33 protein-coding genes and 1 pseudogene are annotated in these 26810 nt (G+C 34.8%); 4 read left to right on the forward strand and 30 right to left on the reverse strand.

Annotation, left to right across the window (positions count from 1 at the left end; all coding sequences use genetic code 11):
* Positions 1-23 precede the first annotated feature (23 nt).
* Positions 24-1451, reverse strand: coding sequence for an adenylosuccinate lyase (gene purB, locus SB679_RS21285; RefSeq protein ID WP_034711787.1), 1428 nt, complete (start codon positions 1449-1451; stop codon positions 24-26).
* 350 nt (positions 1452-1801) lie between these two features.
* On the opposite strand from purB, the gene SB679_RS21290 reads away from it, so the two are divergent.
* A complete protein-coding gene (locus SB679_RS21290) occupies positions 1802-2686 on the forward strand; it encodes a helix-turn-helix domain-containing protein (RefSeq protein ID WP_410704316.1) in 885 nt (294 codons plus the stop codon).
* 66 nt (positions 2687-2752) lie between these two features.
* Entirely contained in the window at positions 2753-3919 is a 1167-nt protein-coding gene (locus SB679_RS21295; protein WP_410704317.1) for an iron-containing alcohol dehydrogenase, read from the forward strand.
* Positions 3920-3980: 61 nt separating this feature from the next.
* Here SB679_RS21295 and SB679_RS21300 read toward each other — a convergent pair whose 3' ends face one another.
* The 6 genes from SB679_RS21300 to SB679_RS21325 all read right to left on the reverse strand — a co-directional run bounded on the left by SB679_RS21300 (position 3981) and on the right by SB679_RS21325 (position 13478).
* Positions 3981-4382 carry a hypothetical protein gene (locus SB679_RS21300; RefSeq protein ID WP_410704318.1) on the reverse strand — a complete coding sequence of 134 codons (402 nt, stop codon included), beginning with the start codon at positions 4380-4382 and terminating at the stop codon, positions 3981-3983.
* Positions 4383-4496: 114 nt separating this feature from the next.
* Entirely contained in the window at positions 4497-6824 is a 2328-nt protein-coding gene (gene bglX, locus SB679_RS21305; protein WP_410704319.1) for a beta-glucosidase BglX, read from the reverse strand.
* A 126-nt stretch (positions 6825-6950) separates the two neighbouring features.
* Positions 6951-7667, reverse strand: coding sequence for a prolyl oligopeptidase family serine peptidase (locus tag SB679_RS21310; RefSeq protein WP_410704320.1), 717 nt, complete (start codon positions 7665-7667; stop codon positions 6951-6953).
* 99 nt (positions 7668-7766) lie between these two features.
* Entirely contained in the window at positions 7767-9152 is a 1386-nt protein-coding gene (locus tag SB679_RS21315) for a glucoamylase family protein (RefSeq protein ID WP_410704321.1), read from the reverse strand.
* Positions 9153-9225: 73 nt separating this feature from the next.
* Positions 9226-10650: a RagB/SusD family nutrient uptake outer membrane protein gene (locus SB679_RS21320; protein WP_410704322.1), complete on the reverse strand. Its 1425-nt coding sequence runs from the start codon at positions 10648-10650 to the stop codon at positions 9226-9228.
* A gap of 11 nt (positions 10651-10661) precedes the next feature.
* Positions 10662-13478, reverse strand: coding sequence for a SusC/RagA family TonB-linked outer membrane protein (locus tag SB679_RS21325; protein WP_410704323.1), 2817 nt, complete (start codon positions 13476-13478; stop codon positions 10662-10664).
* Between the two features lie 372 nt (positions 13479-13850).
* Here SB679_RS21325 and SB679_RS21330 point away from each other — a divergent pair, with 372 nt between their 5' ends.
* Positions 13851-14522, forward strand: coding sequence for a DUF4197 family protein (locus tag SB679_RS21330; RefSeq protein WP_410704324.1), 672 nt, complete (start codon positions 13851-13853; stop codon positions 14520-14522).
* A 40-nt stretch (positions 14523-14562) separates the two neighbouring features.
* Positions 14563-14868: a DUF493 family protein gene (locus tag SB679_RS21335; protein ID WP_410704325.1), complete on the forward strand. Its 306-nt coding sequence runs from the start codon at positions 14563-14565 to the stop codon at positions 14866-14868.
* A 52-nt stretch (positions 14869-14920) separates the two neighbouring features.
* Here SB679_RS21335 and SB679_RS21340 read toward each other — a convergent pair whose 3' ends face one another.
* The 23 genes and pseudogenes from SB679_RS21340 to SB679_RS21450 all read right to left on the reverse strand — a co-directional run.
* Positions 14921-15271: an ArsC/Spx/MgsR family protein gene (locus SB679_RS21340; RefSeq protein WP_034711806.1), complete on the reverse strand. Its 351-nt coding sequence runs from the start codon at positions 15269-15271 to the stop codon at positions 14921-14923.
* Positions 15272-15357: 86 nt separating this feature from the next.
* A complete protein-coding gene (locus tag SB679_RS21345; RefSeq protein WP_034711808.1) occupies positions 15358-15972 on the reverse strand; it encodes a deoxynucleoside kinase in 615 nt (204 codons plus the stop codon).
* 36 nt (positions 15973-16008) lie between these two features.
* Positions 16009-16971 carry a hypothetical protein gene (locus SB679_RS21350; RefSeq protein WP_410704326.1) on the reverse strand — a complete coding sequence of 321 codons (963 nt, stop codon included), beginning with the start codon at positions 16969-16971 and terminating at the stop codon, positions 16009-16011.
* Between the two features lie 81 nt (positions 16972-17052).
* Positions 17053-17841: a glutaminyl-peptide cyclotransferase gene (locus SB679_RS21355; protein ID WP_410704342.1), complete on the reverse strand. Its 789-nt coding sequence runs from the start codon at positions 17839-17841 to the stop codon at positions 17053-17055.
* Between the two features lie 62 nt (positions 17842-17903).
* Entirely contained in the window at positions 17904-18926 is a 1023-nt protein-coding gene (locus SB679_RS21360) for a glutaminyl-peptide cyclotransferase (RefSeq protein ID WP_410704327.1), read from the reverse strand.
* A gap of 35 nt (positions 18927-18961) precedes the next feature.
* Positions 18962-19345 carry a VOC family protein gene (locus SB679_RS21365; protein ID WP_410704328.1) on the reverse strand — a complete coding sequence of 128 codons (384 nt, stop codon included), beginning with the start codon at positions 19343-19345 and terminating at the stop codon, positions 18962-18964.
* 4 nt (positions 19346-19349) lie between these two features.
* Positions 19350-19850 carry a GNAT family N-acetyltransferase gene (locus tag SB679_RS21370; RefSeq protein ID WP_410704329.1) on the reverse strand — a complete coding sequence of 167 codons (501 nt, stop codon included), beginning with the start codon at positions 19848-19850 and terminating at the stop codon, positions 19350-19352.
* 5 nt (positions 19851-19855) lie between these two features.
* Positions 19856-20281: an SRPBCC family protein gene (locus tag SB679_RS21375; protein WP_410704330.1), complete on the reverse strand. Its 426-nt coding sequence runs from the start codon at positions 20279-20281 to the stop codon at positions 19856-19858.
* Between the two features lie 61 nt (positions 20282-20342).
* The gene (locus SB679_RS21380; RefSeq protein ID WP_410704331.1) at positions 20343-20693 is read right to left on the reverse strand and encodes a hypothetical protein; all 351 of its coding nucleotides are present in this window, start codon (positions 20691-20693) and stop codon (positions 20343-20345) included.
* 438 nt (positions 20694-21131) lie between these two features.
* On the reverse strand, positions 21132-21530 hold the full coding sequence (locus SB679_RS21385; protein ID WP_410704332.1) for a hypothetical protein: 399 nt from the start codon (positions 21528-21530) through the stop codon (positions 21132-21134).
* On the reverse strand, positions 21527-21778 hold the full coding sequence (locus tag SB679_RS21390; RefSeq protein WP_410704333.1) for a hypothetical protein: 252 nt from the start codon (positions 21776-21778) through the stop codon (positions 21527-21529). Before SB679_RS21390 ends, SB679_RS21385 begins: the two co-directional genes overlap by 4 nt.
* 98 nt (positions 21779-21876) lie before the next feature.
* Positions 21877-22173 (reverse strand): polymorphic toxin-type HINT domain-containing protein, encoded by a 297-nt coding sequence (locus tag SB679_RS21395; RefSeq protein ID WP_410704343.1) that lies wholly within the window; start codon positions 22171-22173, stop codon positions 21877-21879.
* A 103-nt stretch (positions 22174-22276) separates the two neighbouring features.
* Entirely contained in the window at positions 22277-22663 is a 387-nt protein-coding gene (locus SB679_RS21400; protein WP_410704334.1) for a hypothetical protein, read from the reverse strand.
* A 7-nt stretch (positions 22664-22670) separates the two neighbouring features.
* Positions 22671-22886, reverse strand: coding sequence for a hypothetical protein (locus SB679_RS21405; protein WP_410704335.1), 216 nt, complete (start codon positions 22884-22886; stop codon positions 22671-22673).
* Between the two features lie 140 nt (positions 22887-23026).
* Positions 23027-23221: a polymorphic toxin-type HINT domain-containing protein gene (locus tag SB679_RS21410; protein WP_410704344.1), complete on the reverse strand. Its 195-nt coding sequence runs from the start codon at positions 23219-23221 to the stop codon at positions 23027-23029.
* Positions 23222-23341: 120 nt separating this feature from the next.
* Entirely contained in the window at positions 23342-23587 is a 246-nt protein-coding gene (locus SB679_RS21415) for a hypothetical protein (RefSeq protein WP_317742613.1), read from the reverse strand.
* A gap of 4 nt (positions 23588-23591) precedes the next feature.
* Positions 23592-24032, reverse strand: a complete 441-nt coding sequence (locus SB679_RS21420) for a type II toxin-antitoxin system death-on-curing family toxin (RefSeq protein ID WP_410704336.1) — start codon at positions 24030-24032, stop codon at positions 23592-23594.
* Between the two features lie 30 nt (positions 24033-24062).
* Positions 24063-24356 (reverse strand): hypothetical protein, encoded by a 294-nt coding sequence (locus SB679_RS21425; RefSeq protein WP_410704337.1) that lies wholly within the window; start codon positions 24354-24356, stop codon positions 24063-24065.
* A 9-nt stretch (positions 24357-24365) separates the two neighbouring features.
* Entirely contained in the window at positions 24366-24662 is a 297-nt protein-coding gene (locus SB679_RS21430; protein WP_410704345.1) for a papain fold toxin domain-containing protein, read from the reverse strand.
* A 36-nt stretch (positions 24663-24698) separates the two neighbouring features.
* Positions 24699-25058, reverse strand: a pseudogene (locus tag SB679_RS21435) (polymorphic toxin-type HINT domain-containing protein); the annotation flags it as partial.
* An 84-nt stretch (positions 25059-25142) separates the two neighbouring features.
* Complete coding sequence (locus SB679_RS21440) at positions 25143-25628, reverse strand: hypothetical protein (protein WP_317742618.1); 486 nt, start codon at positions 25626-25628, stop codon at positions 25143-25145.
* A gap of 116 nt (positions 25629-25744) precedes the next feature.
* Complete coding sequence (locus SB679_RS21445; protein WP_410704338.1) at positions 25745-26296, reverse strand: hypothetical protein; 552 nt, start codon at positions 26294-26296, stop codon at positions 25745-25747.
* A 12-nt stretch (positions 26297-26308) separates the two neighbouring features.
* A partial coding sequence (locus SB679_RS21450) for a hypothetical protein (RefSeq protein WP_410704339.1) occupies positions 26309-26810 on the reverse strand: 502 nt, incomplete at its 5' end.

The following is a 26810-nucleotide window of genomic DNA, read 5'->3' on the forward strand; positions in this document are numbered from 1 at the left end:
AGCCGAAAAGACTGCATATGGTTTTATACTTTAAGATCAGCCTCCAATCCTATCAGGTCTTTGTTCTGGTCCAGAATCGGCTGAACTTCATTCTTGATGAATTCTTCCGTCTGAATCGGAGCAAAACCGATAAAGTTTTTAGGGTCTAATACTTCTTTTAATTTTGATTTATCTAATTTTAAAGATTCGTCATTTAAGATTCTCTCAATCAGATCATTTTCTTTTCCTTCTTCTTTCACCTTTTTAGAAGCTTCCATGGAGTGAACTCTGATCACTTCGTGGATCTCCTGGCGATCTCCTCCTGCTTTCACCTCTTCCATGATGATATATTCTGTCGCCATGAAAGGAAGTTCTTCTTCAATGTGCTTGTTGATTCTGTTTGGATATACCACAATTCCGTTCATGATATTGTTCCAGATCAATAAGATGGCATCAACCGCTAAAAACGCCTGAGGAATCGTTAATCTTTTGTTGGCTGAATCATCCAGCGTTCTTTCAAACCACTGTGTAGAGGCTACCATCGCAGAACTTGTCGTTAATGACATTACATATTTTGCCAAAGCACCAATTCTTTCGCTTCTCATTGGATTACGTTTGTAAGCCATTGCTGAGGAACCGATCTGGTTTTTTTCAAATGGCTCTTCTACCTCTTTGAGGTTTTGAAGAAGACGTAAGTCATTAGAGAATTTATGAGCAGACTGAGCAATATTTGATAATAATGCTACTACTTTAGCATCAATCTTTCTGTCGTAAGTCTGTCCTGAAACTCCAAATACTCTGTCGAAACCGAATCTTTTTGAAAGTTCCTTATCTAAGTGTTTTACTTTAGAATAATCTCCGTTGAAAAGTTCCAAGAAACTTGCTGCTGTTCCTGTGGTTCCTTTTACTCCTCTGAAACGCAGTGTTTCAAGGAAGAAATCAAGTTCTTCAATATCAAGAACCAAACTTTGTAACCAAAGGGTTGCTCTTTTCCCCACTGTTGTTAACTGAGCCGGCTGAAAGTGCGTGAATCCTAGTGTAGGAAGATCTTTGTATTGGATAGAGAAATCAGCCAGGTTTTTCATTACGTTGACCAATTTCTTCTTTAGGATTAAAAGTCCGTCACGGATCTGGATAAGGTCCGTATTGTCTCCTACAAAAGCTGAAGTAGCTCCTAAATGTATAATTCCTTTTGCTGAAGGCGCCACATCACCATAGGTGTGAACGTGAGCCATTACATCATGACGGAATTTTTTCTCATACTCTGCTGCTTTATCATAATCGATATTTTCAGCGTTTGCTTTAAGCTCAGCAATCTGCTCGTCAGAAATTTCAAGACCTAAGTCTTTTTCTATTTCAGCAAGAGCGATCCAAAGCTTTCTCCAAGTACGGAATTTATTATTATGTGAGAAATTAAATAACATTTCTTCACTGGAGTACCGCTCTTCCAATGGATTTTTGTAGGAATTCATTCTTTCTTATTACTTTTTAGATGTACAAAAATAAGGTTTTTCGGTGAGAGATGAAAATCCTGTCTTACTGATTTTTGCCTGAGAAATTGTTTTTTGTTTTCGTGCTTAGACAAACCTTTCATTAGGTGGCTTCATTGTTTTATTCTGTCATACATTCTTTAAACGTAGTCAACCCTAGCCCCGATAGAAACGGATACCCCGCAGTATGTAAGGGAAAAGCGTTGGCACGAGGAGTATGAGTGGATAGCGGGATTGAGCTTCTCATCCCGTTTTGCTCTTGTGAATTTTCAACATATTGGAAGTATGGAATGTTTTGCTCTACCTTTGCGCTTCGTTTTAAAACACTATTTATGGAGGGCATGATGAAACTGGAGATCAAGAAAAACATTCAGAAAGAGGAAGATAAAAACCTATCATTCCGTGTTTTTGACCTGAATACAGACAACCTTGAAACGTACCTGCAGCCTCACAAGAAAGATCATTTTTTCATTCTTGTCATTGAAAGCGGCAAAATCCGGATTCATATTGAAGAGAAAGTTCATCTGCTGACCGCCGGAAAAATTTCTGTGATATTTCCTGAGCAGGTTCATTGTCTATCAAATCCCAGTGCAGATCTGAAGGGTAAGATTATTTTATTTGAAGAAATCCTTTTTTGTTCAGATATTTTAAAGAACGAACTGAGCACGTACAATGTCAACCTTTCTACCCAGCTTAACTGCACCATGCTTTCTCTTGAAGATTTTAAACAAAGCCTTTATACGATCGATATCATTCAGGAAATTTATACAAAACCCAGTCTTATCAAGAAAGAACAGGCCCGTTTTCATATTAAAATTTTCCTTTTAGGTCTGATAGAATCTGTACACGGACTGCATCCGATCCTGCATATGGAAACGGCAGACAAACCGATTTACGTCCGTTTTAAAAAACTCCTCAACCAACATTATAAACAAGAGCGGACGGTTCAATATTATGCCGGGAAACTGGCGGTAACTGCTAAGAAACTTAATACGGTAACTAAAAAGCATTGTGGAGAAACGGCCATTCAGGCGATCCACAACCGTATTCTAATAGAAATCAAACGCCAGCTTCTGTTTTCAGACCTCACGCATAAAGAGATTGCTTTTGATCTTGGTTTTAACTCACCATCAGCACTTAATAAGTTTGTAAAGGCCAAACTTAAAGAAACTCCAACGGAACTTCAGCAGGAACTGGCGCAAAAGTATATCGGATAGTCTTATTTGTATAACATCAGGCATTCTGGTCTGGCTAATTTTGTCTCATTAAATTAAAGAAAAAAAATGAGTAAATTATTTATTGCCGGAGAGGTATTCCATGGTGCGGGAAGTCTTGAAGAATTAAAAAATATCAACGGTAAAAAAGCGGTTATCGTAACTGGTGGCGGTTCGATGAGAAAAAGCGGGACTTTAGATAAAGCGGTTGCTTTTCTACAGGAAGCCGGAATAGAAACCCAGATTTTTGAAGGTGTGGAAGAGGATCCTTCTTCTGCAACCTGTGCTAAAGGCGCAGAATTTATCCAGAATTTCCAGCCGGACTGGATCATCGGTTTGGGAGGCTGTTCTGCTATTGATGCGGCAAAGATCATGTGGGTGTTTTATGAATATCCTGATGCTGATTTCGATGCCATGATCAAGCCTTTCACCGTACCTGTTTTAAGAAATAAAGCTAAATTTATTGCAATCCCTTCTACAAGCGGAACAGGAACCGAAACTACAGGTCTGGCAGTAATTACTGATCGTGAAAAAGGAGTAAAATATCCGATTGTTTCTTATGAACTGACTCCTGATATTGCTATTATTGATGGTGAAATCTGTGCTTCAATGCCAGCTCATGTAACTTCAAATACAGGTCTTGATGTTTTGACTCACTGTGTGGAAGCTTATGTTTCAAATATTGAAAATAATATCGCTGATGCTCTTTCTAAAGGAGGATTGGAACTGGTTTTTGACAATTTGAAAGAAGTGGTGGACAATCCAACCAACATCAAAGCCCGTCAGAATATGCATGATGCTTCTTTTATGGGAGGATTGGCCTTTAATAATGCATGGTTAGGAATTGTTCATTCTCTGTCTCACCAAGTTGGTGCTTTGTATGGAATTCCTCATGGAGCTTCGAATGCTATTTTCTTACCTAATGTTATTCGTTTCAATGCTCAGGTAACCGACCGTTATCCTGATTTGGCAAAAGTAATCGGTAAAGAAACTGCTGAAGAATTGGCACAGGCTGTTGAAATACTTCGTTCTGAAGTTAACAATCAATCTGCGATCAAAGAATTCGGTATTTCAAAAGAAGACTGGGAAAAGAACTTGGATTATATCGCTAACAATGCGCTGATAGATCCATGTACAGGATTTAACCCAAGAGTGCCTACATTGGATGAATTGAAAGCTATTTACAATGCTTGTTATGAGGGTGCTGTATATGCTGAGGAATTGGTTGCAGGATAATTTATATTTAAAATTTAGGCAAAAAAAACAGGAAGTCAAATTGATTTCCTGTTTTTTATTTTTATTGATAGATGACCACATCATCTTTTTTAATTTGATAGCCTGCTTTTTTGTAAGGAACTAAAACATAGCTTTCTTTAATATGGCTTCCACTTTTCCAGATTTTGCCTTTTCCTTGTCTGTCGAGAATAATGCTTTTTGCATTTCCATCCGGAATGAAAATTTCAGCTTTCTTCATATCCTTACTGAAAATAACAGCGGTCATTGAGGTATAGCTCTTATCTGAGCCTACCTCTTTCAATTTAATTTTCTGTTCAAAAACTCTTACACAATCGTTTTTGATTTGCGAATAGGTATATCCTGCTGACCCTATACATCCGTGAACGTCTCTATCTCCGCCAACTTTCTGTGCGAAAAATAATGAACCGAGGAACATAGCGCTGAGTACAATTGTTTTTTTCATATTTTAATTTTAAATGTTTTCAATTTGGTGAAAATCGTGCCAAAATAGGCTATTAGTTTATGGTCATTCCAAGATACAAAAAAAGCCGCTCAATACGAGCGGCTTACATAAAAATTATTTTGTCCAGTTGATTTTTGAATGTTTCAATTCTTCGGAATTGGTTCCGACCATGATATCAAATTCTCCCGGCTCCCAATCGAATTTTAAAGCTCCGTTGTAGAATTTCAGACTTTCCGGAGTAATATCAAAGGTAACTTTCTTAGATTCTCCTTTTTTAAGGAAAACTTTCTGGAATCCTTTTAATTCTTTTACGGGTCTGGTAATGCTTCCTACCATGTCTCTGATGTATAACTGTACCACTTCTGCTCCATCATAATTTCCAGTGTTGGTTACGGTAACCGAAGCCTGAACGGTTTGGTTTCCTTTTGGATTGGCATTGGATACGGCAAGGTCAGAATAGTTGAATTTGGTGTAGCTTAATCCATATCCAAACGGATATAATGGAGTATTACATTCGTCCATATAGTTGGAACGGAATCTCTGATATTCACATTTATCAGTAAGTTCCTGGCTTAACGGGCGCCCTGTATTTTTAGCGTTATAATAAATTGGTACCTGTCCTAAACTTCTAGGAAATGTCATTGGCAGTTTTCCGGAAGGGTTTACTTTCCCGAATAATACATCGGAAATGGCATTTCCTGCTTCGGAACCTGCAAACCACACATTAAGAATGGCATCAGGAGTATCTTTTACATTCGTTAATGCTAACGGACGACCTGTGAAAAGTACCATCGCAATAGGCTTTCCTGTCTTTTTTAACTCGTTTAATAAGTCTACCTGAGACTGAGGAATGGTAATTTCAGTTCTTGAAGACGATTCTCCACTCATTTCTGCAGATTCTCCGATTGCTAAAACAATTACATCAGCTTTGTTCGCTACATCCACTGCTTCTTTTAAAAGAGCTTCTTTAGAACGGTTGTCTCTGTCGGTTTTTTTACCGTGGGCTGCATAGATATCTTCTAATTTGGCATCGTAATCAATGTTTGCACCTTTAGCAGAAATGAATTTCACTTCTTTTCCTGCATTAGCCTGGAGACCCTGCATCAAATTAACCGACTTGTCATGCTGCGCTGCCACACTCCAGGTTCCGGCCATGTTTAATGAATTGTTAACCAATGGTCCGATCACGGCCACTGTTCCTGATTTTTTCAAAGGAAGAACCTGATTGTCATTTTTCATCAAAACCATTGACTGAGCTGCTGCATTTCTCGCGATGTTACGGTTTTCCATGCTGTACACCTCTTTCGCTGCTAATTTTGCATCTCCATGTTTGTAAGGATTATCAAACAATCCTAAGTCGTATTTTGATTCAAGAACTCTTCTTGCTGCCATATCAATTTCAGCCTGAGTTACTTTTCCTTCGGATAAAGATTTTTTTAATGTTGTTAAGAATCCTTCTCCTACCATATCCATATCAACACCGGCTTTTAATGCTAAAGCAGAAACCTGCTGAAGATCTCCCATTCCGTGGTCAACCATTTCGTTGATTCCGGTGTAATCGGTTACCACAAAACCTTTAAAGTTCCATTGGTTTCTCAATACTTCAGTTTGCAGCCATCTGTTTCCTGTTGCCGGAACGCCGTCAACTTCATTGAAAGAAGCCATTACAGAAGCTACCCCTGCATCTACAGCTGCTTTGTAAGGTGGGAAATATTCATTGAACATTCTTATATGGCTCATGTCAACGGTATTGTAATCTCTACCGGATTCACCTGCTCCATATAATGCAAAGTGCTTAACACAAGCTAAAATATTGGTTCCATTGGCTAAATCCTTCCCCTGATATCCATATACCATATTTTTAGCAATCTCACTTCCTAAATATGGATCTTCCCCGGAACCTTCGGATACTCTCCCCCATCTTGGTTCTCTTGAGATGTCTACCATCGGCGAGAATGTCCAGTTGATTCCATCAGCTGCAGCTTCTTTTGCTGCAACTCTTGCAGACTGCTGAATCAGATTCATATCCCACGAAGCCGCTAAGCCTAAAGGAATCGGAAAAGTGGTTTCGTAACCATGAATAACGTCCATTCCGAAAATCAAAGGAATTTTCAGACGGCTTTTTTCAACAGCTACTTTCTGAACTGCTTTGATTTTATCTGCTCCTTTTATGTTGAATAGTCCACCGACTAATCCTTGTTCAACTTTTTTTCCGATATCGGAACTTTGAGCCAGCCCTGTGGTAAAATCTCCTGAGCTTGGCAAATTCAGCTGTCCGATTTTCTCATCTAATGTCATCTTTGACAAAAGATTGTCTACAAAAGCTTTCTTTTTAGCTTGATATTGAGCCGTCTGATAAGACTGAACGGGCTTATTGACCATTTCCTGCGCAGAAAACACAGGTGCCAGTGCTAATGTGGCGATTACAATTAACTTTTTCATAAATCTATCTTCTTAAATTATAGTTCTGTTTTGTTTTTAGTTATAAGTAAGCTGTTTTACTTCACTAAGATTCCTAAGTGGATATCAATCCTATTTTTTTAATGATAACACTTACTTCCTTACCTTTTATTTGGGCATATTTTCTTTTTTCTGTGACAGCATCCATTCGTATAGTTTAGGATCAGAGTAGGTAGAATCCCAGGAATTATGGTTATCATCAGGAAAAATAGTTAATGTAACCGTTGGATTTACTTTTTTTAAAGCCTGGTACATTTCTATAGAATTCATTGGAGAAACGACATCATCATTTCCACCGTGAAAAATTTTTATAGGTAACTGTTTAAACTGATCAATACTGGCTTCCATTATTCTATCTGCCGGAGCACATACGGGAGCTATTGCCGCAAACATTTCCGGGTGCTCCATGGCTAATTTCCAGGTTCCCCAGCCGCCCATAGAAAGTCCTGTAAGGTAAATTCTTGAGGCATCAATTTTATATTTTTTCTGAATTTCTTTTATCAAATTATAAAGCGTAACCGTATCCCACCATGAATCTGCAGGACATTGCGGTGCTAAAATCGCTACCGGTTCCTTGATCAGATTTTTATACGTGAACGGGCTGTGCGCTTTTACCATTTCAAGATTATTTCCTCTTTCTCCGGAACCGTGGAGAAATACGATCAAAGGTACATTTCCTTTTACTTTTTGAGGGTAATCGAGAATGTAGGATATTTTTTCCTGTCTTTTGAATTCTTTGTTTAATTCTCCTTTAATTTCCTGAGCGTTGAGACTCAATGAAAATGGTAAAAGTAAGATGGGGAGGTGCTTTAATTTAATTTTCATTTTAATATGTAAGTTTTGGCTAAAGCCGTTTGATTTTTGATTTTTTCAAACGGGTTAAAACTCGTTCCTATTGGTGTAAAATGTTATTCTAAAATTCAATTATTTTATTCCATATTTTGTAGATTGGAAGCTCAATTTCTTAAGTCCCTGCTGGATTTCTGGAGCATTCATGAATAATTTCCATAAAAATCCGGTTCTGTAATTTTCAATCATTGGGGCAATCGTCCCCTGATCTATCGCCAGATATCTCGGTGTAAACCAGTTGTTGTAATTGATTGAAGTAGCATCATAAGGTCCTGCTGAACCTATAAACTGAGGCTTTTGAGTATAGATAAACCTCAAAAAGTCCATTGATTCTTTTGGGGTGTAAGGGAAACTGCTCAATGCAGCGGTAGGAGTAATTACTCCGTTATCATTGGTAGGCATGTGTGCTGTGTAGCCTGTGCTGCCATCTTCATTTCTTGTGTACCCTGCGGTTAATCCCCAATAGTTTGGTCCGTAACCGTTCCATTGTTTTGGATTTTCAACACAGTATTTGTAGTCGATTAAGACCTGGTTTTTGTTAAGGTCAAAGTAATTTTTAACCAGTTTATCAGACAATCCCGTAGGATCGAGACCGATATATGAATATTGAGACCAGAATAATGGCCCGCCGTATTCTTCGGCATAGTTGTGTTTTACATACAGAGGAAGTCCGTATTTTGTTTTGTCTGTAAGGTAGGCTCCATTTCTTGCCCAGCCTTTGTAGTAGGTTTCAGCATCGATAGAATAAGTTGGTGAAGATGCTGCTAAGATATAAGTGATCAGACATTCGTTGTATCCTTCTAATGGAAAATTCATATCCCACTGATAATCAGAAGACCAATGCCAGTAGAGTACTTTCTCTCCTCCTTTGGTATACCAGTTCCATTGAATTCCTTTCCATAGTTCATCACATTTTTTTGCCAGGGCTTTTTCTTCGGCATTTCCATTTTTGAAATATTCACGAACCATTAAAATCCCTGAGGTAAGGAACGCTGTTTCTACCAAATCTCCGCCATTGTCTTTTTTGCCGAAAGGAACGGTCTTTCCTGTTTCTCCATTGATCCAGTGTGACCACGCTCCTTTATGACGGTCTGCTTTTGCCAGAAAATCCATCATATTGGTGAGTCTTTTCACGGCTTCTTTTCTTGGAACAAAACCTCTTTCCACTCCAACTAATACAGTTGCGAGCCCGAAGCCGGAACCGCCTGTAGTCACTACATGTTTATCGTTATCCGGATAGATATTGTCTTCATGGTAACGTTCGCATCCTAACATTGAATGGGGTTCTGCATAGTCCCAGAAATACTTCAATGCTTCTTTTTGAACTTTATCCATCAACTGCTCATCGGTAATGGTGTGATTTACTATTGTATTTTGAGCGGTTTCCTCTTTCTTTACCTGAGCATTTTTGCAGGAAACCATCAGTGACACTGCAAGAATAGAAACAATACCTAACTTCATATGATATACATTTATATAGATTAAATAAAAAAATAGCCAAAGATGAACTTTGGCTATTCTATATAGTTATAGATTAATAACCGGGGTTTTGTACGAAAAGTCCGTTACTTTGGTTCATCGCATCCAAAGGAATTGGGAAAAGTTCATTTTTTCCGGCTACAAATCCTTTAGAAGCTAACACTGTAGCAGCCTGTCCTGTTCTCACTAGATCTGGGAATCTATCATTCTCCATCGCTAATTCTACTCTTCTTTCCTGCCAGATAGCAGTTCTAAGAGCAGCCTGAGTTGAAGCCGTTGTATCCGCAAGGTGAGCTCTTGTTCTTACTTTATTGATATTGGTAACAGCAACAGCCGTATTACCTAATTCATTGGCTGCTTCTGCATTGATTAAAAGAATATCAGCAAATCTTAAAATTCTTATATTCTGTATAGAACCGTAACCACATGCATTATTGTTTAAAGATGTTGGTACATACACTTTTTGATTCCATACATTTCCTGCCTGAGGATCTCCTTTCTTAATTAAATCTCCTTCAAGAGTTGTTTCTCCTTCTCTCAGAATAGATAATTCTTTTCTGATATCTCCCGGCTCAAATGCACTTTCCAGTGCTGGCGTAGGGGTAAAGAAGCCCCAACCAAATTGGTTCCTAACCCCTTGAACTTCTGCGTACTGACTACCTCCAAATGCTGCAGAACAATCACAGTTTACTTCAAAAACAGATTCTGAACCGAATTCTCCTGCCGGTCTGAACAAATGATTGAAATCAGGATCCAATGCATATCCCATTGACATAACCTGGTTAGAAGTATCATATGCTTTTTGATAATCTTTCATATAAAGATATACTTTTGAAAGCAATCCTAGGGCACCTCCTTTTGTAACTCTTCCAAGATCTGATGCAGGATAACTCTGAGGTAAAACTGCAGCTGCAGCAGTAAGGTCAGCAACAATGAAGTTATACACTTCTGCCGTAGAGTTTCTTCCTTTCAGATAATTACCGTCTGGAGGTAATCCGTCATAGATAGGAACTCCTCCATAAATCCTTACCAAGTTAAAATAGAAATAGGCTCTTAACATTCTGGCTTCAGCAATCAGTCTGTTTTTAACGGTAGCATCCATATCTATTTTCGGAACGTTTGTAATCACCTGATTCGTTCTGTTAACAGCCTGCCATTGTCCGATCCAATATCCTCTTACTCCATCATCACTTACTGTAAATGTAAAGTTATCATATGCATTGATGAATGATGAATCTCCTGGATTAGATCCTTTTTCCACATCATCACCAGGGACTCCAAATACATATTGAGCAGGGAAACCTGAATTTTCCCAACTTCTTAAAAAGCTGTAAATCGCATTGGTCGCCTGCATGGCATCATCCTGCGTAGTGAAGAAATTTTTCACTTCAGTCTGTCCTTCATCTTTAATATCTACAAAATCATCATTACAACTTGCGATTAATGACAATATAGAAAGTGTTAAAAATACTTTTTTCATGATTCTTTTAATTAAAATGTTAGATTCATACCTATTGTATAAATTGCAGAGATTGGATACACATTATTATCAATTCCCATCTGTACTCTATCCGAGTTTGTAATCTCTGGAGAGAAGCCGCTATATTTGAAACTTGTCCATGGATTCTGTGCACTTAAATATAATCTCAATTTTGTGATAGAAAGTGCTTTGGCGAATTCTTTCGGCAAATTATATCCCACCTGGATATTTCTCAGTCTGATATAGCTACCATCCTCTACATAGAAACTATTAGGTAAAATAATGGATTGATTAGAGGTAATCATTGAATTTGTATTAGAAGTACCCGCTCCATGCCATCTGTTATTATACATATCTAAATCCCATGTCTCATTTCCATAACGCTGTTCACGGTTGTAATTGTATATTTTATTACCAAATACGCCCTGGAAATCTACTGCAATATCAAAATCATAGACATTTACATTAACTCCAAAACCATAGGTTCCCTTTGGAATCGGACTTCCTAAGAATTTTTTATCTCTTGTGTCAATAACACCATTACCATCCTGATCTTCGAACTTAAACCATCCTGCTTTTGCTCCAGGCTGTCCTGATGCTGCAGCTTCTGCATCAGTTTGGAAAACACCGGTAACCTGATACCCATAATAAGAACCTACTGACTGACCAGACTGTAATCTAACAATAGAGTTTCCAAATAAACTCGCTCCCGTTTCCAAGTATGATCCACCATACACTGAGGTAATTTCGTTTTTAAGTGAGGTAAAGTTACCATATACTCCTAAACCGATATTATCACTGATTTTAGTATTGTAATTTACCGATACTTCAAAACCTCTGTTATTAAAAGAATACGCATTGGTTACGAAATTATTCCAGTTAGCTGCACCAGATACAGTTCCCTGGTTTACACCATACACTACATTCTTAGAATCTTTGTCGTAATAGGCTGCATCAATTTTAAGTTTATTATTAAACAATGCCATTTCCAACCCTACATCTCTTCCTGTTGTAGTCTCCCATCCAATATTAGGATTGATAAACTGATCAATTGTTTGAGCCGGATATCCTGTATTCCCAAAATAAGCACCACCTGCTATAAGAGATGTATTAGCAGTATATCCTCTTCCGATATTAGGATTTCCTAATTCTCCGTAGCTGGCTCTTAGTTTTAATAAATTAAAGACATTCTGATTGCTCATAAAATCTTCTTTAGATATTACCCAACCCGCACTAATGGCAGGAAACGTTCTTGATCTGTCAACACTCACCTGGGAGCTGGCATCTCTACGTATAGAGGCATTTACAAGGTATTTGCCTTTATAATCATAGTTTATTCTTCCGAAGAAAGATTGAATTCTTTGCTGATCTTGATTAATATTTAAATCAGACCTATCTACACCGCTTATATACACAAGGTCTGTTCCGTTTGCCACATTCAGAGAACCATTGGTTCCATCATAATGAACATTTTTGGCAGACACATAATCCTGAGACAAAGATGTTCTTGTTCTGGAAAAACCAGCAAGTACATCAAAATTGTGGTTCCCTAAGCTTTTTTTCCAGTTGATGGTGTTATCCCAAACGTAATTTCTGTTTCTAAAGTTCCTTGTTACCAATGTAGAGGCTACCTGATTCGCTACAGGAACATACGTAAGAGTTGGAGTATACTCATACTGGCTAGGGCTATAATTATCATTAGAATAGCTGATTCTGAATGTGAAATCTTGCAAGAATTTCAATTCTCCCCATACATTATTAAGCAATCTTTCCTGTCTTATCTGAGAACGGTAAAGATCAAGCATCGCCCTTGGGTTGGCAATAGAATACCCATTGAAATATTGATAATCCCCTGTAGCAGGATTCATTGGTGAAAATATTGGCGGAGCAATAAAAGAAGTTAACACCGGGTTTTGTGCTACGTCAGTACGCATTTTGGAAAAACTGAAGTTATCTCCAATGGTAATATTATCCGTTATTTTATAACTAAGGTTTAATTTGCTGTTAAATCTGTTAAAACCACTTCCTGAGTTAATTCCCCTTCCTGCAGCAAGGTTACCTTCATCCTGAAGATATCCTAAACTGGCATAATAGTTAAGTTTTCCTAAGCTTCCTGTTGCAGAAAAATCATTAGAATTGATGATGCTTGTTCTGAAGATCTCTTTATACCAGTCTGTATCCGCAGGAAACTGACTTCTGTTAATAGATCCTGTAGTAGAACCGGTATCGTTAATTAGTTTTTCATTATATAATTCTATATACTGATCAGAATTAACCATTTTAGGAATATTAGTTACTTTTTTAATCCCTAAATAGGAATTGAAACTATAAACAGGTTTTCCTTTTCCGGTTTTGGTCTTAATAATAACCGCACCATTAGCAGCCTGAGCTCCAAAAATAGCTAAACTTGATGGGTCTTTCAAAACACTCATCGATTCTATATCCTGAGAACTAAGATAAGAGATATCGGTAGTAATCATACCGTCTACAATAAAAACAGTATTTCCGGATAAAGAACCCACTCCTCTGATGTCTACTTTTGGAGAACCTCCGGGAGTACCTGAATTGGTAATGTTTACCCCGGCAAGTTTACCCTGAATAGAACTAAGAGGATTGGCATTGGGTTTGTCTGCAAGATCTTTTGCAGATACGGTCCCGATGCTTCCGGTCACATTTTCTTTTTTCTGAGATCCATATCCAATTAGGACTACTTCCTCAATCTTCTGCTCTTTCTGTACAGAATCTTTTGGCGTAACCTGTGCATTGACATTCATACCGAAGTATAGAACCGCAATGAGACATGAATACTTTAAATCACGTTGTTTCATATAGTTTAATTTTATTCGTACAATCAATTTTAAATAAAAAAGGCTGAAACCTTTTATATGTGCCTCTGTTTAGTGAATTATTACTAATTCTCAAAAAAAGACATTAGCCAAAATTATATAAAAATATTTAACCTTGTTAATTTATCTTAAAAATTTTAAAATATATCCACATTTTTAAATAAATCATTGATATCACTACATTTTCTTGATGTTTAAACAATATCAATGTTAAATTTTAATCAAATTTTCAATTAAAAAAAATAAAATTTCAGTAAAAAAACACCCAAATCGTAATGATAAATTAATATTTTGTTAAAAAGATAATAGTGTTTACCTTTGGCGTAATAATTGAGAAAATAAGCAAAAAGAGTAATGAAAAAATACATCATTGCAGCAGCCCTTTTCATAGGAGCCGGTGCAGTTATTATAACAATTCCGCATTCATGCACCACCCTGGCTACGACAGATCTGGGATTGTCTGTTATCCGAAAGATTTTAAGAAACGGAATTGATAAAGGAATGGGCATTTACGGAAACAAAGAGGCATTCCTTCAAAATAACCTGATCGATAAAGCTCTTCCTAAAGAACTGAGAGATATTAATTCTACACTGGAAAAAATATCTCCTTCCCTGGTTGCCAAAGAAAAAGACTTTATCGCTGAAGCAGCCTCTTATACGGTTAATATCTCAAGACCTATCCTCGATGATGCCGTCAACAGTTTAAACGCACAGGATGTCACCAGAATTGCTCAGGGGACTACAGCAACACAAATCCTTAAAGAGAAAACATCCCAGCGTCTGGTGGATGCCATTGCACCAAAGGTTGATGAAAAATTAAATGAATATGGAATAGCCAAAACGCTTAACACCGCATTATCCGGCAATAATTTATTAGGAAGTCTTCTTGGAGGAAAAAGCAGCAATGCCAATGCGGGAAGCATTAGTAAGCTGGCTTCTGAACAGTTAGTAAACGGTCTGTTCAATATTATTGAAGATTACGAACATCAAAACTCCAAAGCTCTGCTGGGACCTCTTGGAAAATAGAAAAAAATTCATTAAATTTATATATAATTAATATTTGGAGATGGATATATTACAAGGAAATCAACACGCAAACCCCGAAGACTTTTACAATTCTTTAAAAGAAAAACTGGATGATCATCATGATTTTCCGGAGGACTATTTATTCAAATTTATCATTCCAACAGATCAGTCGAAACTTACTGAAATCTATAGGGTTTTTGACGGTATCAAGTTTACCTTGGGAAACCGTGAAAGTAAAAATGGAAAATATACAGCCTGCAACATCAACGCATTTGTCTTGGATGCTGATCAGGTGGTTCGTATCTATAAAGAAGTCGGAAAAATAGAAGGGGTTATTCTATTATAAAAAGCAAAACCAGCTGTACAGCTGGTTTTTTTATGTTTTATTCTTGTCTCTATTATTTTTCAATAAAGAATTTTACATTTTCAATGGGTCTTCCCAACATCGCTACTGAACCTTTTATTAAAATCGGTCTCTGTATTAAGGACGGATTAGCAGATAAAATTTCTATCCATTCATCTTCAGAATAATTCTTATCGGCAAACTTTTCCTGATACAGTTTTTCTGTTTTCCTGATAATATGAAATACGCTTTGATTAAGCTTCTTTAATACCGTTTTGATCTCCAGGATACTCAACGGATCTTCAATCATATTAATAATCTCAAATGGCACCCCGTTCTCATCCAAATACTCTAAAACAGCATTTGATTTTGAACAATGACCGTTATGTAAAACCTTAACTAACATTTTTGATTATTTTAAAAATTAAACTTGCTCTCTACAAAGGTAGACAGAATCAGGTTACAAAAACCTTAATATATCCTAAATAATTGTTAAAACAAACCGTTCAGCTCTGCTTCTATCTTTTCTAAAATAAATCCAAAATCCTCAGGTTTTTCTACAAAATCCAAATCATCCACTTCAATAACCAGCAGCTTTCCTTCGGTATATTCAGCGATCCATTTTTCATATTTCTGGTTCAGCTTTGAAAGATATTCAATGCTGATTGAGGCTTCATATTCCCGTCCTCTTTTGTAGATCTTTTTTACCAGATTGGGAACATCAGATTTTAGATAAATTAATAAGTCAGGTGCAGAAACAAAGGATTTCATCAAATTAAAAACCGAAGCATAATTATTGAAATCTCTGTCTGAAAGCAGCTTCATATCATTTAAATTTTCTGCAAAAATATGGGCATCTTCATAAATCGTACGATCCTGAATAATATTTTTACCGCTTTCTCTGATCTCCTTCACCTGACGGAATCTGCTTCCCAGGAAATACACCTGTAAAGCAAAACTCCATTTGCTCATATCTGCATAAAAATCCTCCAAATAAGGATTATGATCTACATCTTCAAATTGTGCATCCCATCCATAATGCTTTGAGAGCATAGTCGTTAACGTAGTTTTCCCTGCTCCGATATTTCCTGTAACTGCAATATGCATATTTTCCTTAGTATTTTACTGATTAATTGCTTACCACTAAACACCTACAGCCTGAACTTCAGAAGTTTCCTCAATCAGCTTTTCTAACACATTATCGCCTTTTGGCTTTTCCTCTATTTTTTCTACAGGCTTTTCTGATGAATCTTCCGTTGTTTTTTCAGCCGGATGATCAATCGTCTGTTCTGTAGTTTTTTCTTTCGGTTCGGGTTCTGTTCTTAGTTTAGTTTCTTTACTTTTTTCGAGGCTGTAAAGATAAAGCTTGTTGCCTTTGATTTCAAAATAAGATGATGTATTTTTATCCACAATTTTAGCATCAGGATCTTCAAAAACCTTCACCATCTCTTTTTCAGGAATATATTTTAATATGGAATTGTTCGTAATCACCAGAATAAATTCATTTTCTCTTCTGAACCGTTTTCCATTTTCAATCGGTGCTTCAAACAGTTTTTCAAACTTCAGACTGTAGATCATGATGTGTTTTCTCGTTAAAATATAGACTTTATTTTCAAACACCAGCAGATCCATCAGATCATCGAAACTGGCATCAAAAGGATAGGAATTAATGGTAGTTTCATTTCTGAAATTATACTGTATCAGACGTTTTGTACTGTCGTCCAACAGCCACAACTGCTGCAGATCTTCTGCGTAAGCCATCCGGATAAAGCCAAATTTCTGTTTAAAATCCAATCGCTGGATCTCATTCATATTTTGGTCGACAAACTTCATTTCCTGTGCATTTTCCGAAAACAAAGGAACAGTCAACGGATTTTGTACGGTCTGTACTTTATAGGGAACGGTAAACATCAGCTGCCCGATCTGCTTCCCCAGCGAATCATATTTTGTAAAACTGAAATCCTTATTTTTATAGATATAGATACTTCCATAGTCGTCTGCAAGCATGTCTTTTGCTTCTTTGAGCTTTAACGTATCTAATGGAAGGGACTTCTGCGCAGCGGCTGCACAGAAAATAAAAATGAATATTAGTGGTAGTATTCTCAAAATTCTCTTTACTAAAGATAGCGCTCCTAAGGAACGCTACCAATTTACTTTATTTTATTGAAATAGAAATCGTTAATTGTTTTATTTAAAAGCAATTTCATAAATTTTCTTCCAGTTTTTGCCGGTAATCAGCATATTATCTCCTTTAAAGGCAATTCCGTTTAATACATCATTGGCTCCTTTGGTGTTCTTTTTAGCAAAATAGGTAAAATCGAATATTCCAACAACCTCTCCGTTATCTGGATTTATTTTTAAGACAAAAGGCTTCTCCCAGACGTTGGCATAGATAAATCCGTTGTGATATTCCAGCTCATTCAGCTTCTTGTAGGTTTGATTACTTCCTGCCACTGCAATGGATTTAATCAACCGGGAAGGATTGTTTGGATTCAGGAAATACAACATCTTGCTTCCATCTGATGCAATCAGATTTTTTCCGTCATATGTCAATCCCCAACCTTCAGCCATTCCCTTTGGATAAGCAAATTCTGAAAGTAACTTCAGTGAATTCTTATCATAAATATATCCTTTTCGGCTCTTCCAGGTTAACTGATATATTTTGCTCCCTACAATCGTGCATCCTTCAGAAAAATCTTCATCTGACTGCGGCGTTGAAGCCAGCAGAGTTGTCGTTCCCAATGTATATTTTACAATTTTGGAGGATCCGTTCTGACCGTCACTTTCGTAGATTATATTTCCTTCTATCTGAAAACCCTGTACAAAATTTTCAGGATCGTGCGGATATTCTGCTATAATCTGGTAAGGAATATTCTTCTCCTGATTTTTCGTAAATACATTGACCGTGACATCCTGAGGTAAGTCTTTATCATTTTTGTGATGACAAGAAATCAGCAGAAGCGCTGATACAATCATTGCGATCATATTTTTTCACCGGATTTATATGGATTTTAATTTGGCAGGCTATGTTTTTAACCTTATTTAATAGCTACTTCATAAATTTTAGACCAGTTTTTACCGGTAACGAGCATATTCTCACCTTTAAAGGCAATTCCGTTTAATACATCATCGCTTCCTGTGGTGTTCTTTTTGGCAATATCCGTAAAATCAAATGTTCCGACTACTTCTCCGGTCGCTGGGTTGATTTTTAGGATAATAGGTTTCTGCCAAACGTTCGCATAGATGAATCCGTTATGGTATTCCAACTCATTCAGCTGATCGTATGCCTGAGTGCTGCCTGCTACTGCAATATACTTAATCAGATTGGATGGATTGTTCGGATCAAGGAAGTACAGCAATTTGCTTCCGTCTGATGCGATAAGGTTTTTCCCGTCATACGTTAACCCCCAACCTTCACCCAATACATTTGGATAGGCAAAATCGGAAAGGAGTTTCAACGAATTTTTATCGTAAATGTATCCTTTTTTGCTCTGCCATGTTAGTTGGTATACTTTATCTCCTACAATGGTACTTCCTTCAGAGAAATCCTCCTGTGCCTGCTTGGTAGAAGCTAGCGGAGTTGTCGTTCCCAATGTATATTTTAAGATCTGAGAAGCTCCGTTCTGGCCATCACTTTCATAGATGGTATTTCCTTCCACCTGGAATCCCTGTACAAAATTCTTAGGATCGTGAGGATATTCTGCTATGATTTCGTAAGCAATCTTTTTTTCAGGACTTTTAGCAAAAACATTAATGGTTGCATCCTGATTCAGGGTTTCTCCCCCTTTTGTTTTTATATTGAACGTTACCGCGTTATCTCCTAATGTGAAAAATTTAGGATCAATGACAAGGTTTGAGGTTTCTTTGTCTCCAAAACTGATGGCCACACTTTCTGCATTATCAGCAACATCGCTTGGAAGTGCCAGTTTATCCCCGAAGTGATATCCTTTTGACACCATAGAATTGTTGTAATCGTTTAAACTGTTCAGAATTTTTTCGTCTTTGTTACAAGAAGCCAGCAACAAAACTGCTGCAAACCCTGCTATTATATTTTTTTTCATTGAATTTCTAAATATTTCCCCAAAAATAGCAAAATTTATTCCGCTTTACTAATTTCCTCTACAGGTTGACCAAATTGTAATATATAACCATTGTTGTCGTATATCGCAAATTCTCTCATTTCCCATTCGAAGGTTTCTATTTCATAACAGACTTTGGTTTTCGTTCTGAGCTTTTCCCAAAGTTCATCCACCTTATCCACATTAAAATAAAATGATCCTGTAAAACCGACTTTATGAAATTCTTCATGTTCATTAGGATGGGAAAGCATGATCTGTACATCGTCTTTTTTAAGAGATGCCCATTGCCAGTCTTCATTTTTTCCTAATAGGGTAAAACCTAATGTTCTCGTATAAAATTCAATGGTTTGTTCTAGATTTTCCGTCCAGAGTATGGGACGAAGGAAGGTGAATTTCGTCATGATATCAGGGTTTATAATTTTTTACATTCATTTTCATATTGATGGAAGTCCACTTTTCGCCTTCAAAATAGACTTCACTCATAACAGTAGGATCTATTTCAAAACCTGCTTTTTTATAACACTCAATGGCGCCGGTGTTCCAGTTATAAACGTTCAATTCTGCAGTGTCTTTATCAAAATTGCTGAACCCATATTCTGTCAATTGCAGGACTAATTTTTTGCCATATCCTTTTCCTCTGTTATCTTCATCCCAAATGAGTATTCTTCCGAGTAAAAAGGTTTTCTCTTTTAAAAAGATCTGTGCATGTCCAATGGTCGTTCCGCTTGCTGTTTCCACCACTCTGAAAAAGGTTCTGTTTTCATTAGACAGATCCTGGGCAAGCTGTTCTTTTGTCAAAGGAAAATGATAGGCCGGCCCTGCAAACTGGAGGAGCATTTTTTCATCTTTTATTTCGGAAATTAGCTCAGGAGCATGGCTGATATTAAATGGGAGCAATTCAATCATACAAATTAATTTTCCGTATACATTTTCAGACTTTGTCCAATGATTGCATTCCAGCCTTCTGTAAAGTTTTTTCTGGAAAAGCCTTCTCCCAGGTCTTTGAAGTTATCAATATCTTCGTGGATGAGCGTAATGAACGTTACTCCTTCTTCCGGATGAAGTTCCCAGGTAACGAATGTTTTTTCTTTGGAAAAGTCAGGATAAGACCAACTGTATTTTAATCTTTGATTGGGAATAATTTCTAATAATTCTCCCTGGTGATGGTACTTCTTTTCTTCTCCGGGTTCATAGAAATTGAATTCCTTCCCTACTTCCAGTTCAAAATCCGGAATATCGAAATACCAGGATTTCATTTCGTTTTTATCTGTTAATGCTTTCCAGATGGTTTCTACGGGAGCATTGATTTTGTACTGAACAATAATAGGTGTGCTCATACGCTGTGTTTTTATTTGATTACTAAAATGACGGTTTGTTCCCGGATTATTTGGTAAATACCTATTCAAAAAAAGGTACATCGTCCGAGTCAGTTAAACTTTCTACGATATAGATAAAGCCTTCATTTAATAAGTGGGTATCAATGGAAGCTGCATCTTTTTTGTCATCTAAAATGGTTTGGTCCTTTTCGTACAGATAAAGGAATGCCTCGGCTAATAACTGTTCCTCCAATTCGAAATCTTTGGCCTTTACATATTCTTCTTCGAGTTCCGGATGAAGAGCCGCAAGATCTTCATGAAGAAAGCTTTTTAAATGAATATAGTACGGTGATTTTGTGATATCAAAATGGTCTGGAAATAAAGGATCAGCCGAAAAATCTACTGTAAAGGATTCGCTTCTTATCCTCATCATTATCTTTTTAAAAATTGGTTAGTGAAATTTACAATTTAAATTTCAAATTGGAGGATTTTGTTATTTTTTTGATGGGTTGAATCTTGTGATTTTTATAGAATATATGTTTTGTATATCTGTTTAAATACCCCACGCTACCGCACTAAATCCTTTCGTGTGGTTAAAAAACTATAAATTAAATATTCTAATAATTACAATCTCATCAAAAACCCTTTTTCATCAGAATAATTCCATTGCTATATCTATGATCTGTTTTATGTAAAGATATAAAATGTGGTAGTTTACTAAAAGTAATTATTAATAAAAATGCCGCACGAAAGGATTCGTGCGGCAGCTTGCGCAATCATTATGAACAAGAATATTCTTCTCAGAAACATAATAATTATGGTTGCCTTCTATTACAAAATATTAAAGAGTAGCCTTGACTACTCTTTAAACTTAATGCCTTATAATAAAATTAAGAACGTTAAAAATTACATACCATGTTGATTTCTCTAATTTCAAAGTGTGAATATCAGAGTTCTTTTTAACAATTTCTAAACTCTCACATTCCGAATTGCTTTTTCCTTCATCAAAAACTTCTGGGATGTTAATTATTTTAATGTCATCAAGATAAATAATAAAACTATCTGTTATTAATCTCATATCTGTTAAAAACCAATAACTATTTGCAGAAACGAAATAACCCAAAATAGGAATTTCATTATTTATAAATAACATTTTATCCTTTATTTGCTCTTGTACATTATTATCTAAATTTTCGTATAACTCTGTTTTAAAAAAATCTTTTTTAATTCTTTTAAACTTAGATTTAATAATATTTATATTTTTTATCATTTTAGAAATTTTACTAATTCTATACTATTTTTACTAAGTTCTCGATAAGTGTAACCTAATATTCGTGCACCTGTTTCATTCATTAATCTAGTTTCTTCAATATCAATACCTCTAATTATAACTTTATCCACACCTGCTTTTTGTGCTTGTGCTTCAAAAGCTCTAACAAGATTAAACAGACTTTTACCCTCATAATTTGCAAGTCCTTGTACTATTCTTGTATAAACTCCATTTTCTATTGAAGTCATACCTCTTACATAAAACCCTTGAATAAATTCTTTTGTGTATTCACAGTTATTATGCACCAAAATCGCTTTCTCAGAAACAAAATAGTTATGGTTATCTTCTACTTCAAAGTTATAGACTTTACTTTCTCATCCAAGAAATTAATAGATTCTACAGGAGAAGTTGTTCCGTCTAAAGTGGTAAGAAGTGTACGTTTTGTTAGATTTTTGGCTTCTATCCAGTTTACGTCTACATAAAAAGGGTGTTCCGGTGTACAGGTAATTTCTGTACCGTTTACAGAGATTTTCACTAATGAAGAAGATGTATTGCAGGATAGCTCAACTACTTTTTTCAGTTCTTTTTTGCCTGTTTCTTCGTTGTAGCTCCATACAAGATCATTTACTTTAGTATTTTTAATCTTTTTTTACTGTTTTTTATGGCAACAAGAATCCCTTTTTTTGAAACATAATAAAATTAGAGTATTGAAAAATCAACACTCTAATTTGTTATTAAATAATATTTTAAAGATACTTTTCTAATTTTTGAGAAAAGTTATTTTCAATTTCAGATAATTCTTCTTTTAAAATAACTTTTGGGATATATTTTTTTTCTTTTAAGTTATCCATAAATTCTTTTCCTAAATCGAAAAATTTGTCTCTTTCTAAATAATAAACCAAATATGATGGCCAAATCCATTCTCCATCAGTATAATAAATTTGGGGTGCAATAAAATTTTTATTCTCTGCATCAATAAATACGCCCATCCAACTTAGTGCAATATTTCCATTTTTTAAGTAATTAATAATACTTTCGATCTCTTTATTACTGCCATTTTGATTCCTATAAGTACTCAATGGAAAACTTTCAGGAATATTATTGTACTCTTTTATAAATCCAATATACTTCATTTTTAATTTATTTTATTGTTGTATTAAAAAATGTTCTAAATCGACCATTTCCAAAAACTTGATAGCTACCATCTTCTAATACCCTGACTAAATTAGCAGGTGCAGTTACTGGTGATTTTAAATATCTAGATAATTGATAAGCGGCACCATCTCCAAAAACTCCAGTTCTACATGAAATTAATCTAACAGAAGTTCCTTTTTCAAATCCATTTTGAAGCATCATTTTAGCTAGTCCTTTTGCAGTAGTATATGTTGATTGTTTTTGATGGGGTCGAATCTTGTGATTTTTATAGGATATATGTTTTGTATATCTGTTTAAATACCCCACGCTACCGCATGAATCCTTTCGTGTGGTAAAAAAAACTATAAATTAAACATTCTAAGAATTACAATCTCATCCAAAATTCCTTTCTCAGAAACATAATAATTATGGTTGCCTTCAACCTCAAAGTTATAGACTTTTACTTTCTCATCCAAAAAATTAATAGATTCTACAGGAGAAGTTCTTCCGTCTAAAGTGGTTAAAAGTATACCTTTTGTTAGGTTTTTGGCTTCTATCTAGCTTACGTTTATTAAAATTAAAGGAGACTGTCTAAAAAGCTCAGTCTCCTTATTGATTTTATATTATAGAATCATCTTTATAATATTTTAATTCACTTTCACTGTCTACTGACTGATCTAAATTACTTTGACATAGAAAGTCAAAGTATTTATAATTGCTTTTCTTAAATTATCCTCATCATATCTAATCATTTCTTTCTTCTTTTCTATTGGAAAAGTTATAAATACAGTGTATTGTTTATCTACTCTCATCCCATCTAATTTTATCACCATAACATCCCCATTTTTTTTTACTTGTTCTATACAATCAAACAATTCTTCTATAGTGGAGTTTTCTTTCTCTAAAATTTTTTTAATATCCATATTACTACTTTATTAACATTCTTGAAATTTGATATATATCACTTAATTGTCCTGTTGCTACTTGATTAGAAATATTCATCATTTCAGCATGGCTAACAGTATTTAATCCATTCTTTTCAGCAAAATATTTAAAAACTTCAACCGCAGTTCGTTTATTACCATCCATAAACATATGTCCACCGGAAATAGATCTAAATATGGAAGCTCCTTGTTCTGCGGCAGTTTCATAATACATAGCAGAATTAACTGCAGATGACGGAGTACCATTTAATAAAACTCCACCTCCTTCTGTTGCTCGATTTATAGAAACAATTTTTTCTAAAAGAGAATCAAAGAATCCGCAATCATTATGAACAAGAATATTCTTCTTAGAAACATAATAATTATGGTTGCCTTCAACCTCAAAGTTATAGACTTTTAATTTCAATAAAAATTCCCTTGCCATTTTAACAAGGGAATACTTAAATAGTTATAGCTATTTTTTAAATAAATGATATTCTCTAAAGAATACATCTACTGAATTCAAATTTTCTTTTTTGCTAATCTCACTTATAATGTTTGACCACGAAAATGAATTATGATAGTTAAATTTATTCTGTAACCAATCATTAAAATCAGATCTAAAATCATATTCAGCTCTTTCCCCTAATCTTATTGAATCATTACAAAGATAACCTGTTAAAAAAGCATTTAGTAAAAATATGTCTTTTTCACCTATAAATTGTTGTGGCCTTATTTCAATATAAGACATTAGTTCTTCAAATTTCATAACTTATTTTTAAAAAGGTGTTACTTTTGGCATTCCAAGAATTGGAGAACCAACTTCTAAATCCATTAACCATTTAGTATATTCAATTCCTTTTGGATACAAATTATCGTACACCATATTACCTACTTTTACACCAACATGATCCCCATTTGTAGTAATGGTTCTATTAAATGCATTAGACCAAATAAAATCTGTTTGAGATTTCAATGTTAATAATTCTCCTTTTAGACCTTGTGCTGTCATTCTTTCCATTAAGCTTGCAGCAAAATCTTTACACATATTAAGTTGTTTTAATGAAGAGGGCATTGCATCAATAATGGCATTGATTCCACAATCATTATGCACCAAAATCCCTTTCTCAGAAACATAATAATTGTGATTATCTTCAACCTCAAAGTTATAGACTTTTACTTTCTCATCCAAGAAATTAATAGATTCTACAGGAGAGGTTTTTCCGTCTAACGTGCTAAGAGGCGTTCCTTTTACAAGGTTTTTAGCTTCTACCCAGTTTCCGTTTACATAGAAAGGGTGTTCCGGTGTACAGGTAATTTCTGTGCCATTAACAGAGATTTTCACTAATGAAGAAGATGTATTGCGGGATAGCTCAACTACTTTTTTCAGTTTTTTTTTACCTGTTTCTTCGTTGTAGCTCCATACAAGATCGCCTTCTTTAATATCTTCAATCTTTTTGCTGCCTTTTTCTGTGGCTACTAAGTCTGATCAAAAAAATAGCGTTGAAAATCAACGCTATTTTTCCACCAATATATTTAGAAAATTATCTCCAAATTATATAACATCTTGTTTGATTGTATTAATTAATTTATTTAGATATCTATAAGAAGTTAAGTCTTCCCATTTTCCATTTTCTATAAACTTTTCAGCAATATTAATAAAATCATTTCTACCTTTCCACTTGTACAAATTACGTCTATTCAATGTTATAAAGTTAAATTTATAAAGCTCTTCTTTTTCATTGGATGTTAATAGATCTATAAATATATAGTCATTATAATCCTCTATTATCTTCCCATCTACAATACATTTTCTATTTTCCAGTTTAATACTATAGAAATATTGTTTAGCAAATTCAATAGCTTTTTTTCCAAAAGGATGTTTATTTAAACAATTAATATGAAATACCGAATCATTGAATTGATAAAAAGAATCTTTAATATTTTGAATGAATGGTGGAAATGAAAAAATATTTTGTAAATCTCTAATTTTTTCATTACATATTCCACATTCTGTTTGATTTATAAATGTTATAGCCATAATTATAATTTAAGGTCTGATTAAAGTTGTTTCTCCTCCATGAAAAACATATTGCCTTGTTTGATTTAAAGTTATAAATAAAGAGTTATTCCATGTAAGGAATAACTCTTTTATTATTATTTATAAAATGCAGAAATCAATCTTTCTTCTGTTTTTAAAGATTGAAATTTCTCAATTACATCACTTTTAGTAATATTCTTTAAGAGTAAAAATCTATTTAAAACAAAAGCAATCTCATTAGGATAATATTCAAAATATATATCTTGAGATCTTTTACTTGTAGTTTCAATTAAATAATTCATAGTTGAATATGTCCAATAGTATTTATTGCCATTATCTTTTGAAGCTGCTTCAATAATTATAATACTCAAATCTTCTTTATCTATTTGAAAGTTTATATAGAATTGAAAACTCTCATTTTCTGTTAATAAAAATTTATTTTTTAATTTAAAGAAAAAAACTCCATTTTCATTAATTTCTGTTGGACTATAAAAAATTATATCTTCATCTTCATACTCATAATAATTCCCTATCTCTTTGTATTTCATTATATCACATATAAATTTATCTTTATATTTATAACCTCTGATTAATGAATTTCCTTCTAAAAAACTTGTATATTCATAAGGTTGAAAACCAAAAAGTTCTTTATTTTTATTTATTTCCATGTTTTAAAATTATTATTTGATAATATATGGATGTAAGCTTCTAATACTTGTTCCTGCCTCGTTCATCCATATTCTTACTTGAGTAGTTGTTCCTGATTGATTTATTGCTCTTCCATAATCTAATATAACCTCTCTTACTCCTTGTGCGGATGTTCCTAGTGTTCCTTCACCTCGGCCAATACGTAAAGCTGCTTCTTCTAATACATCTTTATACGATAATCCTTTTTGAAACATTTGTGATAAAGGTCTGCCTCCAATATTAAATTCACCAGCAAAGAAATGCTCAGAAAGGTGCTTCGTCATTCCTGAAGCCGAATTTTCTAATGTATTTATGATTGCACTTGTCCATACACAATCATTATGAACAAGAATATTCTTCTCAGAAACATAATAATTGTGGTTGCCTTCAACTTCAAAGTTATAGACTTTTACCTTTTCATCCAAGAAATTAATAGATTCTACAGGAGAAGTTGTTCCATCTAATATGGTTAGAAGTGTTCCTTTTGTAAGATTT

Origin of the sequence: Chryseobacterium sp. SIMBA_029 (assembly GCF_046535275.1) — a bacterium.
GTDB lineage: Bacteria > Bacteroidota > Bacteroidia > Flavobacteriales > Weeksellaceae > Chryseobacterium.